Origin of the sequence: Serratia sp. (in: enterobacteria), from assembly GCF_051654945.1 — a bacterium.
GTDB lineage: Bacteria > Pseudomonadota > Gammaproteobacteria > Enterobacterales > Enterobacteriaceae > Chania.
The window spans coordinates 1-1,794 of sequence record NZ_JBOFZA010000020.1 but is presented as its reverse complement, the minus strand read 5'-3'; the positions used below and the strand labels follow the sequence as shown (position 1 = coordinate 1,794).

Sequence of the window (1,794 nt, the reverse complement as noted above, 5' to 3'; positions counted from 1 at the left end):
CAGAAAATGAAGTTGTTTCAATCCCTTTCTCTCCTATTCAAAGGATTGAATTGGACCAACAACGCAGCTTTAATTGTGGGTATTTATTCCTTCAATCAATTACTTCTTCTCTTAGGTTTGATAATATATGTCGAAATATTAAAGCTAGAAATGATTTTGATTTTGATTTAAAAGCTATTTTATCGGATTTAGTTTTCTCACGCATTTTAAATCCTTCCAGTAAAAAGAGTACTTACGATTATGCTTTCTCTTTATTAGAACAGCCTAAATATCAGTTACACGATGTTTATCGTGCGCTTTCTATATTATCGAAAGAATCTGATTATATTCAATCTGAAGTTTATCGCAACAGTAATTTTGAAAAGAAACGTAATACTAGTGTTTTATATTATGACTGCACGAATTATTACTTCGAAATTGAACAGGAAGATGGATTTAAAAAATATGGAAAAAGCAAAGAAAATAGACCAAACCCAATTGTAGGTATGGGCTTATTTATGGATGCAGACGGAGTTCCCCTAGCATTCGATTTATTTCCAGGCAATCAAAATGAACAAAAGACATTACTTCCTCTAGAAAAAAAAGTAATCCGTGACTTTGACTGTGCTAATTTTATCTATTGTTCTGATAGTGGACTTGGTTCTAAAGACAATAAGTTATTTAATCATGTTGCTACTCGTGCTTATGTCATTACTCAATCTTTGAAAAAACTAAAAAAAGAAGATAGAGAGATTGCATTAAATCCCGCACAATACCGTAAGGTTGGCAGTAATGTATTTGTAAACCTTGATACGTTGGATGAAAGCAAAGATGAAGTATTCAATGCCATTTACTATAAAGAAATACCACTTTCATCTAAAAGTTTGAATGAAACCTTAATAGTTACCTATTCTCCAAAATATAGAGACTATCAATCAAAAATTAGAGCCCAACAAATCGCAAGAGCACAAAAGCTTATTGATAATAATTCAAAAGTAAAGAAAACCTACAAAAACAACAACGACCCAGCTCGATTTATAAAGAAAACACCAGTTACAGAGCATGGTGAAGTAGCTGAAGAGATACACTGTGAATTAAATGAAGAAGCGATTATGAAAGAAGCAATGTATGATGGATTCTATGCAGTTGTAACTGATTTAGAAGATCAAGTTGAAGACGTAATTGCGATCAATAAACAACGTTGGCAAATTGAAGAATGCTTTAGAATCATGAAGACTGACTTCGGCGCTAGACCTATCTATCTTCAAAGAGAAGATAGAATCAAAGCACACTTCCTGATTTGCTTCTTATCGTTACTCATTTATCGCTTACTTGAATCTAAATTAGAATACAAACATACGATAGAAGAAACGACAGAAACACTTAGAAACATGAACTTATGCCTAGTTGATGGGTATGGATATATACCAACATATAAGCGTACTAAACTAACAGATAAACTACATGATATCTACGGATATCGCACAGATACACAAATAATAAAGAGAGCAAAAATGCGATCAATCATCAAAGAAAGTAAGAAAAAGTAAATATTACTATATATCGTTACATAATAAAAAGAGGCCTAAATCCCGTGTTAATCGGGTTTAAAGCCTCTTTTTCATTGTGTAGGTGTCAAAGATGGGATTATACCAAGATTTAAACATCATGCAATATGTTTGCACCTTTTCTTTCCATATCGTATAGATTCAAAACCACTTCAATACGCTGATTCACCAGTTTAAAATTCTATCTTTGTTTTATGCATACAAAAAAAAGATGGAAGGTCCATCTTTATCTTGCACTTTGATAGCG

General features: G+C 32.2%; 1 protein-coding gene. It reads left to right on the top strand.

The window, feature by feature from the left end; genetic code table 11:
• Nucleotides 1-1,529 (top strand): IS1634 family transposase (locus ACRDCA_RS00335; RefSeq protein WP_438687786.1); only part of this gene is annotated, 1,529 nt, incomplete at its 5' end.
• Between the last annotated feature and the right edge of the window lie 265 nt (nucleotides 1,530-1,794).